At 66.5% G+C, this 16,440-nt stretch carries 14 protein-coding genes and 1 pseudogene; 7 read left to right on the forward strand and 8 right to left on the reverse strand.

Annotation, left to right across the window (positions count from 1 at the left end):
* Positions 1 to 7 precede the first annotated feature (7 nt).
* Both P0M04_RS28265 and P0M04_RS28270 read right to left on the reverse strand, forming a co-directional pair.
* On the reverse strand, positions 8 to 2,830 hold the full coding sequence (locus P0M04_RS28265) for a TonB-dependent receptor (RefSeq protein ID WP_259451022.1): 2,823 nt from the start codon (positions 2,828 to 2,830) through the stop codon (positions 8 to 10).
* A gap of 282 nt (positions 2,831 to 3,112) precedes the next feature.
* Positions 3,113 to 5,287, reverse strand: coding sequence for a TonB-dependent receptor plug domain-containing protein (locus P0M04_RS28270; protein ID WP_259451021.1), 2,175 nt, complete (start codon positions 5,285 to 5,287; stop codon positions 3,113 to 3,115).
* A gap of 174 nt (positions 5,288 to 5,461) precedes the next feature.
* Between P0M04_RS28270 and asd the strand changes: the two genes are divergently transcribed.
* Together asd and P0M04_RS28280 are read left to right on the forward strand one after the other, a co-directional pair.
* Positions 5,462 to 6,313, forward strand: coding sequence for an archaetidylserine decarboxylase (asd, locus tag P0M04_RS28275; RefSeq protein ID WP_259451020.1), 852 nt, complete (start codon positions 5,462 to 5,464; stop codon positions 6,311 to 6,313).
* 54 nt (positions 6,314 to 6,367) lie between these two features.
* Entirely contained in the window at positions 6,368 to 6,490 is a 123-nt protein-coding gene (locus P0M04_RS28280; protein WP_259451019.1) for a hypothetical protein, read from the forward strand.
* A 91-nt stretch (positions 6,491 to 6,581) separates the two neighbouring features.
* Here the strand turns inward: P0M04_RS28280 and P0M04_RS28285 are convergent, their stop codons facing one another.
* Positions 6,582 to 7,493, reverse strand: a complete 912-nt coding sequence (locus P0M04_RS28285; protein ID WP_259451018.1) for a LysR family transcriptional regulator — start codon at positions 7,491 to 7,493, stop codon at positions 6,582 to 6,584.
* Positions 7,494 to 7,609: 116 nt separating this feature from the next.
* Here P0M04_RS28285 and P0M04_RS28290 point away from each other — a divergent pair, with 116 nt between their 5' ends.
* The 3 genes from P0M04_RS28290 (at position 7,610) to P0M04_RS28300 (ending at position 9,724) form a co-directional block, all read left to right on the forward strand.
* Positions 7,610 to 8,203, forward strand: a complete 594-nt coding sequence (locus tag P0M04_RS28290) for an FMN-dependent NADH-azoreductase (RefSeq protein ID WP_259451017.1) — start codon at positions 7,610 to 7,612, stop codon at positions 8,201 to 8,203.
* 32 nt (positions 8,204 to 8,235) lie between these two features.
* The gene (locus P0M04_RS28295) at positions 8,236 to 9,129 is read left to right on the forward strand and encodes a pirin family protein (protein ID WP_259451016.1); all 894 of its coding nucleotides are present in this window, start codon (positions 8,236 to 8,238) and stop codon (positions 9,127 to 9,129) included.
* Between the two features lie 109 nt (positions 9,130 to 9,238).
* Positions 9,239 to 9,724 carry a hypothetical protein gene (locus tag P0M04_RS28300; RefSeq protein ID WP_259451015.1) on the forward strand — a complete coding sequence of 162 codons (486 nt, stop codon included), beginning with the start codon at positions 9,239 to 9,241 and terminating at the stop codon, positions 9,722 to 9,724.
* Here the strand turns inward: P0M04_RS28300 and P0M04_RS28305 are convergent.
* Positions 9,693 to 10,841 (reverse strand): acyltransferase family protein, encoded by a 1,149-nt coding sequence (locus tag P0M04_RS28305; protein WP_259451014.1) that lies wholly within the window; start codon positions 10,839 to 10,841, stop codon positions 9,693 to 9,695. The two genes, P0M04_RS28300 and P0M04_RS28305, sit on opposite strands and share 32 nt — an antisense overlap.
* A 99-nt stretch (positions 10,842 to 10,940) precedes the next feature.
* On the opposite strand from P0M04_RS28305, the gene P0M04_RS28310 reads away from it, so the two are divergent.
* Positions 10,941 to 11,915 carry a M14 family metallopeptidase gene (locus tag P0M04_RS28310; protein ID WP_259451013.1) on the forward strand — a complete coding sequence of 325 codons (975 nt, stop codon included), beginning with the start codon at positions 10,941 to 10,943 and terminating at the stop codon, positions 11,913 to 11,915.
* 74 nt (positions 11,916 to 11,989) lie between these two features.
* Entirely contained in the window at positions 11,990 to 12,601 is a 612-nt protein-coding gene (locus tag P0M04_RS28315; RefSeq protein ID WP_259451012.1) for a LysE family translocator, read from the forward strand.
* A gap of 72 nt (positions 12,602 to 12,673) precedes the next feature.
* On the opposite strand, the pseudogene P0M04_RS28320 reads toward P0M04_RS28315, so the two are convergent.
* The 4 genes and pseudogenes from P0M04_RS28320 to P0M04_RS28335 all read right to left on the reverse strand — a co-directional run.
* Positions 12,674 to 12,853: pseudogene (locus P0M04_RS28320) on the reverse strand (lipid-A-disaccharide synthase N-terminal domain-containing protein); the annotation flags it as partial.
* Positions 12,846 to 13,709 carry a phosphatase PAP2 family protein gene (locus tag P0M04_RS28325; RefSeq protein ID WP_259451011.1) on the reverse strand — a complete coding sequence of 288 codons (864 nt, stop codon included), beginning with the start codon at positions 13,707 to 13,709 and terminating at the stop codon, positions 12,846 to 12,848. The pseudogene P0M04_RS28320 and the gene P0M04_RS28325, both read right to left, overlap by 8 nt.
* A gap of 4 nt (positions 13,710 to 13,713) precedes the next feature.
* Positions 13,714 to 15,330 (reverse strand): glycosyltransferase family 39 protein, encoded by a 1,617-nt coding sequence (locus tag P0M04_RS28330; RefSeq protein ID WP_259451010.1) that lies wholly within the window; start codon positions 15,328 to 15,330, stop codon positions 13,714 to 13,716.
* The gene (locus P0M04_RS28335) at positions 15,327 to 16,385 is read right to left on the reverse strand and encodes a glycosyltransferase family 2 protein (protein WP_259451009.1); all 1,059 of its coding nucleotides are present in this window, start codon (positions 16,383 to 16,385) and stop codon (positions 15,327 to 15,329) included. The genes P0M04_RS28330 and P0M04_RS28335 overlap by 4 nt, the downstream gene beginning before the upstream one ends.
* Between the last annotated feature and the right edge of the window lie 55 nt (positions 16,386 to 16,440).

The raw sequence follows: 16,440 nt of genomic DNA on the forward strand, positions 1-16,440 counted from the left end.
GTCGGTGCTAGAAGCTTGCTTTCAGGGAGACACTATAACGGCGGTCGTTAAGTTGCCACAACAAACCGCCCGAGGGGCGCTCGACATACGTGTGGTACATCGAGTTCCTCAGATTCACGGCGTCCGCCGACAGTGTGAAGATCTTGTTGATCTGATAGCTCAACGACGCATCGAGCGACGAATACGGGGCTGCGTACTGGTTTGCGCCAAACACACCACTGCCGTTGATCTGGTCAAGGTAAGAGGAACGCCAGTTGTACGCCAGACGCGCCTGTAACGGTCCCTTTTCATAGAGGCCGATCAGGTTGTAGCTATTCTTGGACAACTTCGGCAAGGGAATAAGCGTCCCGGGCTTGAGCTCGACGCTCGAGTCCACATAGGTATAGTTGGCCTGTATGCCGAATCCCTTGAATGGGTCGGGAAGGAAATCGAAGAACTGGGTAAAGCCGGCTTCGATGCCTTTTACGGTGCCCTTGCCGAGATTGATGCTGGTTCCGATGTCGTAGATGACGCCACCGAAGTTCATCGGTTCGGTGCCGCCGGCCAGGTAACCGCTGATATCCTTCTTGAACAAACCGACGAACGCCATATTCGACGTTCCCCAATAGTCTTCCAACGTCAAGTCGTAGGAAGTCGCAGTCATCGGCTTCAGGTACGGATTACCGGAACTGCCCGTCGGGCGTCCGTTGGCGTCGTACTGCGAAGGGATGTTCGGATTCAACTGAACATGGGCGGCCATGTCGGTAAAGTTTGGCCGCGTCATCGTCTTGCTGTAGCCAAACCGGACCTGCACGTCCTCGTTCAGGTGCAGGCGTGTATTGAGGCTGGGGAGGAAATTCTTGTAGCTGTTATTGAGCGTGGCAGCGCGCGATCCGGTGCTGTCCTGCACATAGCCGATCGACGTCTGATCGGTCTTCACGACGCGAATACCGGCGGTACCGTCGAGGTCGTAACCGAATACGCTCGTACCGAAGTCACCCGTGACAAAGAAGGACCGCGTCTTTTCCCGTTGCTCGTTGATATCCCCGGGACGGAACGTGGTATCGAACGTATACGTATTGGGCTTCCCGGCGAATAACTCCGCATAAGTCGCAACGGTACGATCGAGAACGCTCGAGTTGGGATTGGCGTACTCCGGGAACACTGCAACAGGCCAGCCAATACCCGGCTGCATGAAATTGCTGGCAGGCCCGGCGTAGGCGAGACCTGGGTGTTGCGCAACCGGAATAAGCGGGCATGCTCCCCAGCTGGGGTTGGTGCCCGTGTCGTTGCACACGCCGGTGTTGTTCCAGTTACCCCGCAACAGCACCTTGGTATCGGCTGCCCGGATGCCGACGTGCAGTTTGGTAAAGAAGCTGTCGCCCCCGAGGTCGTAGTCGAAATCCTGGCTGAGCGCCGACATGTTCAGCTTATGGCGGTCGACAGCATTGGCGAGCCACTCGTAATACCAATTCTTCGGATTGCCGAAATAGGCATACGGATTGCCCGGATTGGCCGGATCGACGATCGAAAATGTCGGGATCCTGCCGCGCACATCGAAGGCCAGATTCAGGTTGGGAATATTGGCGACGCTTCTGCTTTCATTATCGTACAGCTTGATCGAGTCGCCATTGCGGTCGGCGTCGTAGCTGGCACGTTCATACGCGAAGTCGGTCTTCGACCTGAGCCTGTCCGAGATGCGCCACTTGAGGTTCACGGCGGACAGGTTCGTGCGATTGCGAACATCCTGGTCGAAGCGGGACGACGAAAAAATCTGCGGCGACAATACGCCGCTCGTAGCGCTGCCATCCGCTGCCCAGGTCCATGTGGAACCCGCTGCTGCGCGCGGGTCGCTGTTCTTGTCGTCGCCGTAGATGTATTCTCCGCGACGGATGAACGTGTAGTTCGAATAGAGATTTTGTGCCGTGAGGAGAACGTCGTTGTTCACCTGCCACTGGTAGGCGAGCGCCAGGCCCTGGCGCTTGCGCTCACCCGAGTCCTGGTACATCTCGAAGGATGTCGGCACATAGAGTTCGGAGAGAGACCCCTTGTTGGGCATCGAATTGTAGGCCGCGACCTTGGCCGCCGAGGGCGCCTGCGCCGGGTCGGTCGCACATTTGCCAACCGTGGCCGTCAGGCAGTGCTGCTGCTGTTGAAGAACGGCGTCCTGGCGATAATAGGTCTTGCTCGCCGTTGCATTGACCAGGAAGCCCATGCGGCCAAAGTCCGTCTTGAACTGGCGGCTCAACAGTCCCGAACCCGACGGCGAATACTTGCGAATCCGGTCGTAGTAATTGGACTTGAGCGTAATGACGTTGACGTCTTCTTTTGAGTCGAATGGCAGTCGCGTGCGAATGTTGACCACGCCGCCGACACCGCCTTCGATCAGGTTGGACGCCGCATTCTTGTAGACGTCGACGCCGGCCATGAGTTCGGACGGGAGCCCTTCCAGGTCCGGCGCCCGGCCACCGTTGGCCGTAAAAAAGTCGCGTCCGTCGATCAGGTTGCGAACCTGCGTGATGCCGCGGATCGTGATCGCGGGCTCGGTGCGATGGTCGTAATCGGTGCCACCCTCGCCATAGCGGCGCTGGATCTGGACGCCTGCGACCCGCTGCAGCGACTCGACGGTACTCACGTCCGGCAGCTTGCCGATATCGGTTGCCTGGATCGAGTCGACGATCTGGTTGGCGTCCTGCTTGAGATCGCGCGCCGACTTCAACGCCGCCCGCTGACCGGTGACGATCACGGTGCTCGGGGCGGTCGCGTCTCCGCTGGCACTCGCCGTGCCCGTGTCCTGCGCATGCGCGGCAATGGGCCCTGCCACGAGCAGCGCGCAGGCTTGGGCCACCATCGTCTTTCTAATCGTTTTTACATTTCCGTTTCGCACAGCAAATATCTCCTTATAGTAATTTTTGGGTATCGCTCTCGTATGCTGCCGGCTCGATATGGATCACATTCCAGCCGGCGGGAATGTCGCTTGAGTCATCGCAGTGGTTGTGTGGAACGGCGCGACAACGTTATCGCATAAATACAATGTTACGAGAAAAGATTGCCAACAATCCTATGCGGATTTTGTATGGTGGTATAACGTTTGCGGATAGATTCGGAGATGCGTACAGCCCGGCGTCGAGTGTCAGAACTTCATTTCGAGCGTCGCGCGCACGCTGCGGTACAGCGGCGTGATGGTGCGCGTCGACTGCGTGCCGTTGCCGGCCAGGACGTAGCTGCTTTCGCTGATGTAGTCCTGCGCGAGCAGGTTCGACGTGGCGACGCGCAGTTGCAGCTTCGGGTCGAATTTCCACAACGCGTACAGGTCGAGGTCGCGGCGCACGGACTGGTAGCTGATCTGGTTCGCCGACACGCGCACCTGGCCGCCGTTCTTGAATACGTACGAGCCGCCTACCGTCAGCGGTCCACGCTTGTAGTCCGCGCCCAGGGTGGCGGAGAACGGCGTCTGCGCGTCCAGGCGGTTGTTCGGACCCGGCACGGAATCGACGGTCGACCAGTTGCGCGACAGGCTCGCGCGCAGGTCCAGCGCCTCTTTCGTGTCGATCAGCGCCTTCAGCGGGAATTTCGCTTCCAGTTCCAGGCCGTGCGTGCGCGCCTGGCCGGCGTTGGACGGCATCGACACCCAGCGCGTGCCATCGAACAGCACCTGATTGCGCGTGTAGCCGTCGATGCGCCGGCTCGATACGCTCGCCGACAGCAGCGCGCCCTCGGCCCAGTAATGCTCGTACGACGCGTCGATGCCCAGCGCCAGCTCCGGCTGCAGGTTCGGGTTGCCGATGAAGTCCGGTTCCGTCTGGCTATTGTTGACGGACGTGAAGCGGTGCGGAATAAGGCTCTGCAAGCCCGGCGCCTTATAGGTGCGCGTGACGGCCAGGCGGACCTGGTCGCCCTTCGTGTCCGGCAGCTTGTACAGGGTCTGCATCAGCGGGCTCCACACGGTCGAGCGCGAATGGGCCGTCGCGAACGTGTTGCCTTCGGTTCTCGTCTGGATGCCTTCCCAGCGCGCGCCCAGGTACACGGACCAGCGCGGCGTCACGTTCCACTCGTCCTGCGTGTAGACGGCCAGGCGGGCGACGTGGGCATTGTAGACTTCGTCCCCGCCGGGCAGCGCGACGTCGGGCCGGAAGTAGTCGCGGTCGCGGCGGGCGTCGTCGCGCGTCGAATAGCCGCCGTCCCAGCCGAAGGCGAGCGCGTGGCCTTCCCAGCTGGCGCTCGTGTATTTGCCCATCGAGCTGATGCCGCGGTCCGTGCCGGCCGAAAAGATCACTTCGTGCAGCGCCGGCGACGCCGGGTTGCCGCTGCCGGTGCGGTAGGTCGCGTTGGCGAGGGCGCCGTACAGGCCGCTGAGCTTGGCGTCCAGCTTGCCGCCGCCCGCGAACTTGTGCACCCAGTTCAGCTCTTCGCGGAAGAAGCGGTTGTCGTTGCTCATCGTCTGGTCCAGCGCCGGGTACGCGGGCAGCGGGCCGAGCCGGGTGGCGAGGCGTCCCTCGGACGCGTTCTGGAACCGGTTGATGTTGAAGAACGTCTGCGATGTCAGGGTATCGCCGTTGTCGAAGCTCCAGTTCAGGCGGGGGCCCAGGTTGAAGGCCGTGAACCGGGCGGCGTCGGACTGGTGGCCCAGACGCAGGCCGTCGAGGCGGTCGGCCGTGTCGAGATGCCGCTCGACGGTCGCCGGCTCACGCCAGAAGTGCGAGCGCGACAGGTTTGCCGACAGCGAATACGACAGTTTGCCGATACGGTCCGACAGCTGCAGGTTGAGCGACGGGTTCGCCACATCGTGCCCATGGCCATACCCCGCCTTCAGTTCGCGCTGGGCCGTTTTGATCGTCTTCTTGAGGACGATGTTGATGGTGCCGGCGATCGACTGCGTGGAGAATTCCGCGCTGGCCGCACGCAGTACTTCGATGCGTTCGATGACGTCCGGCGCCAGCGAATCGATGGAAAAGCCGGCCGGCGCGCGCTCGCCGTTGAGCAGCACCTGCGTGTAGCCGGCGCCGAGTCCGCGCATGCGGATTTCGCCGCCCCGTCCTCCGCCCGTCCCGCTGACGGTCACGCCCGGCACGCGCTTCAGCACGTCGAGCACGCTCGTGTCGCCGTACTTGACGATCTCGTCGTGATTGACGACGATCTTGCTGGCGGTGTCGTCGCGGCGCGGATCGTAGGCGTCGGCCGCGCCTTTCACCTCGACCTGCTGGATCTTGTCCTCTTTGGCGAGCGGCTTGGGCGCTTGCTGGGCATGAACGGCACACGAGGCGGCGATGGCGGCGGCGAGCAAGGTGAGGCGGAATGGCGTTTTCACGGTATGCATGTCAGAATGGCAAAATAGACCGGCCGCCATTGTCCAACAGATCGCCGACTTATTGTTGCTCTTACGTAAATATTTTTGATATGCATTACCGGCGGCGACCCCGCCGTTTTGCCTTAGAGAACATCCGTGCCGCTATAATGGCGCGTCTTCATATCGAGGTTTACCGTGTCCGATCGCCTGAAAGTCCTGCCCCAGTACCTGCTGCCGAAACGGCGCCTCACGACGTTTGCCGGCCGCGTGGCCGGTGCCAATGGCGGCACGGTGACGACGCGACTGATCCGCTGGTTCGTCGCGAAGTACGGTGTGAACATGCTCGAGGCCGAGAATCCGGACATCACCAGCTATAAAAGCTTCAACGAATTCTTCACCCGCCCGCTGAAGGCCGGCGTGCGCCCGCTGGCCGATGCCGATTTCGTCTGCCCGGTCGACGGCGCCATCAGCCAGTTCGGCGCGATCGACGACCATCACATCCTGCAGGCGAAGGGCCACCGCTTCACGACGACGGAACTGGTCGGCGGCGACGCGAACCTCGCCAGGGAGTTCCAGCACGGCTGCTTCGCCAACCTGTACCTGTCGCCGAAGGATTACCACCGCCTGCACATGCCGTGCGACGGCAAGCTGACCCGCATGATCTATGTGCCGGGCGCCCTGTTCTCCGTGAACCCGACGACGGCGCGCGGCGTGCCGAACCTGTTCGCCCGCAACGAGCGCGTGGTATGCGTGTTCGAATCGCCGGAGTACGGCCCGTTCGTGATGGTGCTCGTGGGCGCGACGATCGTCGGCAGCATGGCCACCGTGTGGCACGGGGTCGTGAATCCGACGCGCCTGCAGAAGGTGACGGAGTGGACGTACGCGGACCGCGACATCGTCCTGAAAAAGGGGGAAGAGATGGGGCGCTTCCTGCTCGGCTCGACGGTCGTCATGCTGTTCCGTCCCGATACGATCCGCTTCAACCCGGACTGGGCGCCGGAACGCTCCGTGCGCCTGGGCGAGATGATGGGCAACCGGCCGGCCTGATTGTACTGACAGGCTTTTCATGGCAGCATGGTCGCCTTTTCCAGGAGGCAAACCATGCAGGGATCTCTTACCGTCGCCGACGCCCAGCAGGACATGCGCACGGCCTACCTGGGCGGCGCGCCCGGGCTGTTCGTGTCGGGCACCGTCTGGACCATCGCCGGCCTCGTTTGCCTGTAAAAGTCGGTGGCGTCATCGAGATCGTGTACGGCATCGTGGTACTGGCTACCCAGCGCGGCACGACCCGCACCGCACCTGCATCGACCTGACCTCACGCGGACTTGTCGCGATTCTTGCAAAACACCTCGTCCAGCATGTCGAGAAACGCCCGCGTCTTCGCGGGCATCAGCCGCCTGCCGGGGAACACGGCCCAGCCCGTCGAACCCGGCAGATCCCAGTCCGGCAGCACGCGCACCAGTTCTCCCTTCTTGACGTGCTTGGCCACGATGAAATCCGTGCTCGCCGCGATGCCGGCCCCGCTCGACGCGATCTTCGCCAGCAGCTGGGGCGAATTGGCCGTCAGGCGGGCCGTCAGCTCCTTCTCCCACCGCACTTTGCCTCGCTGCAGAATCCACGGCACGGCACCGCCCGAGCGGCTGAGGATGCACAGCAAATCGTGTTGCAGCAGGTCGTCCGGATGCTCGGGCAGGCCCCGCCGCGCGAGATAGGACGGCGCGGCGTACAGGCCGAACTGCTGGATGGCGACGCGGCGCGCGGCCAGGGTCGAATCCTCGGGCAGATCGCCCATGCGGATCGCGATGTCGAAGTTTTCCGCGACGAGGTCCACGCGCCGCGGCGACAGATCCAGTTCCAGCGACACGGCCGGATAGCGGTCCATGAATTGCGGAATCATGTCCGCCATGACGACGTTGGCGAAATCCTGCGGCATCGAGATGCGCAGCTTGCCGCTGGGCGCGGCCTGGCGGTGCTGGGCCAGCGCGCCGGCCGCCTCCACCTCTTCCGCCACCTTGCGTGCATGTTCCAGCAGGCTCGCGCCGAATTCCGTCAGCATCAGGCGCCGCGTCGTCCGCTGCAGCAGGCGCTCGCCCACGCTCGCCTCCAGCATCGCGATACGGCGCGACACGGTCGACTTCGGCAAATCGAGGCGCTGCGCGGCCATGCTGAAGCTGCCGGCCTCGACGATGCGGGCAAACAGCAGCAGGTCGTTCGGTTCGACGTCCATAGATGGGATTGTTCCACTCATTGAATAATGTTATCCATTCTACCGTCTACCGCACGATATTTGGAACCGTTAAAGTGACTCCATCGAAACACGAACCAACAACGAAGGAGCACACCATGAACATCCTGCAAATCAACTCCAGCCTGCGCGGCAACCAATCCGAATCGACCCGCGTCGCCAATGCGATCGTCGCCAAGGTGGCCGGCGCCAACCCGGGCGCGACCGTCACCGTGCGCGACCTGGGCGCGAACCCGCATCCGGTGCTGGACGAAGCGGCGCTGGGTGCCCTGTTCACCCCGGCCGACCAGCGCACGGCCGAGCAGGCTGCCCGCGTGGCCCTGGACGACACGCTGATCGCCGAAGCGCAGGCCGCCGACGTGATCGTGATCGGCGCCCCGATGTACAACTTCGGCATGCCGATCCAGCTGAAAGCATGGTTCGACGCCATCGCCCGCGCCGGCGTGACCTTCCGCTACACGGAGAACGGTCCGGAAGGCCTGCTGAAGAACAAGAAGGTGTTCGTGGCCACGGCCCGCGGCGGCATCTACCCGCTCGACGCCGACCCGCAAGTCCCGCACATCCGCATGCTGCTGAACTTCCTGGGCCTGACGGACCACCAGTTCATCTACTCGGCAGGCCTGGCGATGGGTCCGGAAGCGGCTGCGAAAGGCCAGGCCGACGCGGACGCCGCAGTCGCAGCACTGGCATAAACCATCAACATTGCGTCAAGGAGAGAGCGATCATGACCCAGCAAGTGCAAACCCAGGCCGTGGCCACCAGCCGCGGCGTCGAACGCCTGGTCGGCGGCCAGTTCGTGATGGACGGCGCGGGCGTCAAGATCAACCGCGTCCTGACGCAACCGCTGCAGCGCCGACTCGACCCGTTCCTCATGCTGGACGCGTTCGGCAGCGACAAGGCGGGCGATTACATCGCCGGCTTCCCGGAGCACCCGCACCGCGGCTTCGAGACCGTCACCTACATGCTGACGGGGAACATGCGCCACCGCGACAGCGCCGGCCATGAAGGCTCGATCACGAACGGCGGCGTGCAGTGGATGACGGCAGGCCGCGGCGTGATTCACTCGGAAATGCCGGAGCAGAACGAAGGCCTGATGGAAGGGTTCCAGCTTTGGCTCAACCTGGCCGCCAGGGACAAGATGAGCGCACCGTGGTACCGCGACATCCCGGCCGAAGCAGTGCCTCGCTTCACGCTGGACTCGGGCGCGACCGTGCAAGTGATCGCCGGCAGTACCCACGGCGTCGCCGGCGCCGTGCAGCGCGAGGTCACGGAACCCCTGTACCTGGACATCGAGCTGCCTGCAGGCGCCACGTTCGAACAGGCGCTGCCGGCCGGGCACAACGCGTTCCTGTACGTATTCCGGGGCGAGGTCGTCGTCGAAGGTAAAGCCGTGCCGCAGGCCCGCATGGCGATCCTCGACAACGCCAGGACCGCCGACGGCGTACGCATCAAGGCGTCGCAACCGTCGCGCCTGCTGCTGATCGCGGGCCGGCCGCTGAACGAGCCGATCGCCCAATACGGCCCGTTCGTGATGAACACGCAGGCCGAGGTGTTCCAGGCCGTCGAGGATTTCCGTAACGGGAAGTTCACGGACAGCACGGCGGCTTCGGCAGCGTAATCGTCCAAGTTTTCCGCGCGGGCAGACTGTCACTCTGTGGCGGTCTACCGCGCGTTTCCTTTTCTTCGTCTACACTAGCGAGCATCTCGAAGATCGCCGTACGTTAACGATGCCGCTGCTCCCCGTTATTTCGTCCCTGCTGTCCCGTGCCAGCCGCGCCCTCGGCCTGGAAAGCGTCGACGCCTTCCCGCCCGGCCACCGCTACTCCCACACGCGCTGGGACCGCGCCTATTTCGACATCGCGTCCGACCTGACGGCGGACCGGATGGAGACGGCGATCTGCGAGGCCATCACGAACACGCCCACCGTGTTCGCCCACATCACCCATCCGACGCCGCGCATGCAGCGCGCGCTGCTGGCCGTCATCCACGCGCGCCTGCGCCGCGGCAGCACGGCGCCGACGGACCTCGTCGCGATGCTGATCGACGCCTGCGACAGCCCGCGCACCCCGGAAGCCCTGCCCGGCCTGCGCGCGGCGCTGGCAACCACCGAAGGCTACGACCCGTCGATGCGCATCGCCCACCTGCAAGCCTGGCTGGCGGACATGCCGGCCGCCTTCGACGTCATCGAAGCGCCGGTGCGGGTGCGGGGCTGAGCGCCGCATCCCACCGTGCGCGCAGGCGCATGAACGGCGTCTCCACGAGGACGTACAACAGCCACCCGGCCGCCAGCGACGCCGCCATGCACGCGGCGATCGTGACTGGATTCTCCGCGTTATAACCCGCCTGCGCCATGCGCGCCGCGACGAGGATGCTGACGGATTTGTGCGTCAGGTAGATCGCGTACGACCACAGCGCGAGGCGGGCCGCACCCGGCACGCGCACGCGGTGCAAGAGCGATCCCGGCGCCAGCGCGGCCAGGATCAGCAGGGAAAAGCCGAAGGCCAGCAGCGGGTAGCCGGCCACCGTCTGGGCGAGCGCATAATGATCGGCGAGGAACCACGCGAACGTGGCGCCGATAACGGCCAGGCCGGCCGCCAGCAGCGCATTGCCGCGCGCAAGGACGCGGCGCCACAGGCCCGGCGCGCGGTGTTTCAGCAGCGCGAGCGCGACACCGGCCAGCAATTCGTCGGCACGGCACCAGCTCGAGTAATAGATGTACTGGTAGTAGTAACCGAGTCGGTTAGGTGCATCCTGGCCGTCCTGCCAGATCGTCGCGCGGGCCAGCATCCCGCCCGCGACGGCCAGCAGCAACGCGCCCCACGCCCAGCGCTGCCTCACGCCGGCCTGCCCGAGTGCGGCGCCGAGGATGGCGGCGGCCGGCAGCAGCATATAGAACTGTTCCTCGATGCACAGCGACCACGCGTGCGAAAACGCGGTGCCCGGTTCCAGATGGATGTTCTGCGTGAAGGTGAGGTACTGCCACAGCGGGAGCATCGGCGTGTCGCCGCGCCAGGCCGGCCACAGCGCGTACAGCGCCAGCACGACCCAGAAATTGGGGAGCGTACGCAGCAGCCGGCGCAGGTAAAACCGGCCGAGTCCGAACCCGCGGGCGGACCCGAGCGCCGCGAAGATCTGGTTGCCGATCAGGTAGCCGGACAGCGCGAAGAACAGGTCGACGCCCGCCCAGCCCATCGTCCCGACCCAGCCGAACGTGGGCGCGTCGCTGACGAACAGCGTGTAGTGGTGCACCACGACGAGCGTTACCGCAAGCGCGCGCAAGGTGTCGAGGCCGTGGATGCGGGACGCAGTCCCCGTATTGACGCCGTCCATGCTGGCATTCTTCTACGAAAACCACGGATGATGCCATGGGCGGGGCCGGCACGCTACAATGCCCGCATTCTTCGCATTCATTCTTTTGGAAAACGCCGCATGATCCCCGCCAGCCAGCTGCACTTCAAATCCGTCAACTACACCGGCCAGGGCCAAGGCCCGAAAGTCATCATCATGGGCGCCACGCACGGCAACGAAAAGTGCGGCACCCAGGCCATCCAGCGGATCATGGCGGAGATCGACGCCGGTACACTCGCCATCGTGAACGGCAGTGTCACCTTCGTCCCCATCGTGAATCCGAAGGCCTATGCGCAAAATACGCGCTCGGGCGACCGCAACCTGAACCGCGACCTGTCCCCGAAAGCGGAACCGCACGACTTCGAGGACCACGTGGCCAACTGGCTGTGCCCGCTGCTGGCCCAGCACGACGTCCTGCTCGACCTGCACTCGTTCAACGCGGCGCACGGCGAACCGTTCGTGATGGTCGGCCCGCTCGACAACGACGGCCCTCTGGAACCCTTCACTCACATGCGCCAGGAACGCGCGCTCGCGCGCCGCCTGGGCGTTCGCCGCTTCGTCACGGGCTGGATGGCCGCGTACGGCGGCGGCGTCCAGCGCCGCTCGCGCGGCAACGCGCAAGAGCTGCAGACGGTCCTGCGCTACGGCATGGGCACGACGGAATACATGCGCAGCACCGGAGGCTACGCGCTGACGCTCGAATGCGGCCAGCACCTCGACCCGCGCGCGCCGGACGTCGCCTACACGGCCATCATGAACACCCTCGCCTTCCTGAAGATCATCGACGCACCCGAACCGGCACCCATCGCGTTCGAGGAGATGGAAGCGCTGCAGATGGTCGTCGTGCACGACAAGCTCGACGCCGGCGACCAGTTCACGCGCCAGTGGGCCAGCTTCGACCCGGTCGCGGAAGGCGAACAGATCGGCATGCGCGCGGACGGCACGCCCGTCGTCGCGGAATTCGCGGGCCGCATCCTGTTCCCGGATGTGAACGCCCAGCCGAACCACGAGTGGTACTACCTCACGCGCCCGAATCCCGCGTTCGGCCGCGAGTGATGCGGCGGTCTGCGGCTTGAGGCGGACGGTGCTACGATGTACGGCACTGTCCACCTCCCGCCGTCCGCCATGCCATGACCTCGAACACGTTACTCCTCATCCTTGGCATCCACGCACTGGCCCTGATCTCGCCGGGTCCCGACTTCGCCGTCGTGACACGCACCGCCATCGTGTCCGGCCGCCGCGCCGGCCTGTGGGCCGCGGCCGGCGTCGCGACGGCGATCGGCATCTATGTCCTGATCTCCGTTCTCGGCATGTCGCTCGTGCTGGCGGCGCTGCCGGGCCTGTCGCGCATCCTGGCCGTCGTCGGCGCCCTGTACCTCGCGTGGCTCGGCATCCAGTGCCTGCGCTCGCGCGGCCAGCTGCCGGATGCGCCGGGCACGCAGGCCGGGCACAAAGCCTTCGTCAGCGGCTTCCTCACGAACCTGCTCAATCCCAAGGCGATGCTGTACTTCGGCTCCGTCCTGTCCCAGGCCCTGAAACCGGACCTGGCCGCCGCCGACGTCGCGCTGCTGTGGACGCTGCTCGTCGCCGAGTCGCTGCTGTGGTTCGCGCTCGTCGCGCTGCTGTTCTCGTCGCGCCCGGTGCTGGCCTGGCTGCGCGCACGCCTCGTCTGGCTCGACCGGACGGTGGGCGCCGTGCTGCTCGTGCTGGCCGCCAAGGTGTCGCTGCTCGCCCTGCGCTGAGCGCCGGATCAGCTGCAGGTTGCGCAGGTAGATCGCGACGCCGAGGCCCTGCCCCGCGACGAACACGGGATCGCGCCGGTGCAGCGCATACACGAGCAGCACGAGCGCACCCGCGATGCTCAGGTACCAGAACGACACGGGGATCACGCTGCGCCGGTCGCGCTCGCTGGCCAGCCACTGGATGACGAACCGGCCCATGAACACGGCCTGCCCGATAAAACCCAGCAGCAGCCACCTGTCTTCCTCAGCCATCGCCGCGCCTCCTCTGCACCCGCTGCACGAGCCGCACCAGGCCGATCCTGCCCAGCCACCAGCGCAGCCGCACCGCGCGCGCCGGTGGCGCCCGCGACAGGCAGCCCATCTCCCAGGTCCCCCACGCGAGACACACGACCCCGAGCAGGCGCTGCGCCGGCAGCACCGCCGGGATGCCGATGTGGCGGCTGACAACGAGGCTCGCCGCCACCGCCATCAGCACCGCGCCGGCCACCCTGCCGGCCGGCCCCGCCGTCGGCCACGGCCCGCGCCAGCGCGCCTGCAGCGCGAGACCGGCCCACGCGCCCAGCCAGCCGCCCAGCATCCCCCACAGGATGTCGAGCGGCCAGTGCACGCCGACCATGATGCGCGACAGCCCGACGAGACTCGCCAGCACGAGCAGCAGGCCGCGCCACAGCCGCCGGCCTTGCGCGCCCATGGCCCAGATGCCGGCCAGTGCGAACACGGTCGCGGCGTGGCCGGATGGGAACGACACGCGGCGATAGGCCGGGCCGGCGTGGTGAAACGCGTCGCTCGCGAGCACGGACAACGGCCGCGGCACGTCGATGAACTCCTTGGTGACCTGGGTCCACAGGCCTGCCACGACGCCCGCCAGCAGTGCCGCCCAGAACAGGTGCGGCGCACGGCGGATCCACGGCAGCACGAGCGCCAGCGCCACCGCGCCGTCGCCCAGCATCGTCAGGTGGAACCACACGGGATCGCCGACGGCCTGGCCGCCATGGTTCAGCCACAGGAACAGCGCGCGGTTGGTGTCCGTGGCAAGGATGCCGGCCACCAGCGCCAGCGCGACGGCGGGCGGCAGCCAGGCCCAGGGCGAGCGCAGGGAAGCCGGCATCGCGTTACCCTTCGATGCGCACCAGCAGCACGCCGCCTTCGCGGAACAGCACGCGGACGGGTGACGGCAAGCCGTCCAGCGCATCGCTGCGCGTGAGGATGACGTCGCCGGGGCGCGGCGCATCCGTCGCGGGCGTGACGGCGTCGCGGTAGACGGAAAAGCTGGGCACGTTGATGCGCCAGCTGCGCACGGGCCAGCCGGCCTGCCGGGCCAGCAGCGCGGCCCGCTTGACGGGCCCCTGCTGCAGCTCGGCCGCGGCGGGCAGCAGCAGGCCGCCGAACGCGTACGAACAGGCCAGTGCGGCCGCCACGAGACGGGCCCAGGGGCCGCCCGTGCGCGGCCGTTCGGGCCACAGCATCAGCAGCACCACACAAGCCAGCAGCGCGATCGCCTGCGCATGCCAGGCCGGACCGAACACGTCGGCCCGCGACAGCGCTTCGCGCACGTACGGGTTGCGCGCGCCCGGCGCCGCATGGTGCAGTACGAGCGGCAGGATCGCGACGGCGGCGACCAGCACCAGCGCGGGCCACAGTGCCGCCACGCGGCTGCGCAACGCATGGCGCCGGCGTGCCATCAGGATGAACAGCGGTGTCGCGCCGTACAGCAGGTAATGCGGCAGCTTGGTGCCGGCCAGCGTGAAGAAGCCGAGAACGAACAGGAACCAGCACCACAGCAGCGTGTCGAGGGGCGTCGTGCGCATCCGCCGCACGCCGGGAAGCGCGGCCAGCAGGAGCCCCGTGTACGGCAGCACGAGCAGCAGCACGGCCGGCAGGTAGAAGAAGGGGCTGCCCGCGTGCCCCTGCAACGGCACGAGGAACCGTTCGACGTTGTGGCGCATGAAAAAGCCGGCGAGGAATGCATCGCCCCGGGCCGCGTATTCCAGCGCATACCAGGGTCCCGCGACGGCGAGCAGGATCAGCCAGCCCACCGGGTCGCGCACGGCGCGCCACCAGCCATTCATCCTTCCCTGCAGCCCGAACGCAAGTGCGCTGGCGGCAGCCGGCACGAGCAGCGCGACGGGCCCCTTCGTCAGCACGCCGAGCGCGATCCAGAGGAATACGCGGCGGCGCCAGCGCGGCCGCGGGTCGACCAGTTCGCGGTAGACGTCGAACAGCGCCAGCGCGAGGAACAGGTTCAGCAAGGCGTCGGCGATCGCGCCCCGGCCGATCACGACGACGCCGGCGCTCGTGGCGGCGATGAACGCGGCGGCATGGGCAGTGTCGCGGTCGACAACGCGGCGCGTGAACGCGTGGACGGCGGCGATCCACGCCGTGGCCGCGAGCGCCGACGGGAGCCGCAGCGCGAATTCGTCCAGGCCGAGCAGGCGCACGGACGCGGCCTGCAGCCAGTAGATGAGGATCGGCTTGTCGTAGCGGGGCTGGCCGTTCAGCCACGTCGACACGTAGTCGCCCCGCGCCAGCATCTCCCGCGTCGCTTCGCCGAACGCGCCCTCGTCCACGTCGAACAGCGGGATCGCACCCAGGTTGTAAAACAGCCCGAGCCACACGGCCGCCGCGAGCAGCGCCGGCCACGCCCACGGCGCCAGCACGGCCAGTGCGCCGGACCCACGTTCTTGTGCCGGCGGCGTTCGCGCCAGCATCTCCGGTCCCTGCGTGTTCATGGCCGCTCCCGCGCCGGACGCGGCCGTTGGTGGGCCGGCCATTCGTGGCCCGGCCATTCGTGGCCCGGCACCTCTTCGCCCGCGCCGCCCACCGTCTCGCGCACGACGTAGGCCGGGGCACCGCCCGCTTCGAACCAGGTGCGCGCCAGCATTTCGGTGAGGATGCCCGTGCAGACGAATTGCACGCCGATCACGACGAGCAGGATGCCCAGCAGGAGGAGCGGACGCCCGGCGATCGCGGCGCCCTCGCCCAGCTTCTGCCACGTCAGCCAGCCCAGCACGGCGAGCCCGGCGCCGCCGCAGGTGAGCCCGATGCGCCCGAAGAAATGCCCGGGACTGGCGCGGAAGCGCACGAAGAACGCCATCGTGAGCAGGTCCAGCAAGACCTTCACGGCGCGCCCCAGGCCGGAGGCGCCGTATTTCGAGCGCCCGTGGCGACGGGGGAAGTGGCTGACCTCTTCCTCGCGGATGCGGTCGGGCGACGTCAGCGTCGCCATCCAGCTCGGGATGAAGCGGTGCATCTCGCCGTACAGGCGCACGCGGCGCAGCACGGCCGCGCGGTAGACCTTCAGCGTGCAGCCGTAGTCGTGCAGCGGCACGCCCGTCAGCAGGCCGATCAGCCGGTTGCCCAGCCGCGACGGCAGGCGCCGCCACAGCCCGTCGCGGCGGGCGCGGCGCCAGCCGACCAGCAGGTCGAGGTCTTCGTCGAGCAGGCGGCGCACCATGCGCACGATGTCGTGGGGATTGTTTTGCAGGTCGCCATCCAGGGTGGCGATGACGGTGCCGCGCGCGAGGTCGATCCCGGCCTGCATGGCGGCCGTCTGCCCGAAGCCGCGGCGCAGGATCGCGCCGCTCAGGTGGCGCGGACACGCGGCGACCGCTTCGCGGATGCGTTCGCTCGTGCGGTCGCGGCTGCCGTCGTCGACGAGGATCAGTTGCCACGGCCACGGCGCGCCCGCCAGTGCGGCCTGCACCTGCGTCGCCAGCGGCAGCACGTTGTCCTCCTCGTCGCGCAACGGCACGACGATGGACAGGAAGTCGTGCGACTCACGCATGGCGAACCCGCCTCCGGCCGGCGTGCATGACCGGGCCCGGCTTCGCGATGAAGAC

It is taken from the genome of Telluria mixta (assembly GCF_029223865.1).
Lineage (GTDB): Bacteria > Pseudomonadota > Gammaproteobacteria > Burkholderiales > Burkholderiaceae_D > Telluria > Telluria mixta.